The organism is Pseudomonas avellanae BPIC 631, from assembly GCF_000444135.1.
In the GTDB taxonomy this organism is placed as follows: Bacteria; Pseudomonadota; Gammaproteobacteria; order Pseudomonadales; family Pseudomonadaceae; genus Aquipseudomonas; species Aquipseudomonas avellanae.
Genome location: NZ_ATDK01000163.1, coordinates 1 through 437 on the forward strand (window position 1 = coordinate 1; position 437 = coordinate 437).

The following is a 437-nucleotide window of genomic DNA, read 5'->3' on the forward strand; positions in this document are numbered from 1 at the left end:
CGTTTGGAACGCTAAGGGAGAAGATATTTTGAACAAAATACAGCGAGCCCGCGCGGCAATGAGCACGCAGGCATGAGAGAAGTTAATTTTGAGACGGCACACTAGGTGACATTTATTTACCCGTGATGAAGGAAACACTGCGCAGCCTGGTAAACGAAGTAGGCAATGTCGATAAGGAAGCACTGGATGCGCTGACGCTCGTTCCGCATTTTTTCAATGACGATGAGATGCTGCCGTTTGTTGACGCTATTGCAAAGCTAAGGGGCGAGCCTGACGAGGCAAAAAGTGGCGCTGCCATTGCAGAGTTCAGTCAAGAGATCAGTATTCTTCTGGACACACGCATTGCCTCTCTGGCCAGCCAGGCTAATGTACTGTTTTCGAAAAAATCAGCCACCAACTAACGGAAAATTCAAATCTTATCAATAGCTTAGCTTGCA

The 437-nt window shown here is 47.4% G+C and carries 1 pseudogene; it reads left to right on the plus strand.

The annotated features are described in order from the left end of the window. Nucleotides 1–101: 101 nt before the first annotated feature. Nucleotides 102–374 (plus strand): annotated as a pseudogene (locus DW49_RS0107580) (alpha-xenorhabdolysin family binary toxin subunit B); the annotation flags it as partial. Nucleotides 375–437 lie beyond the last annotated feature (63 nt).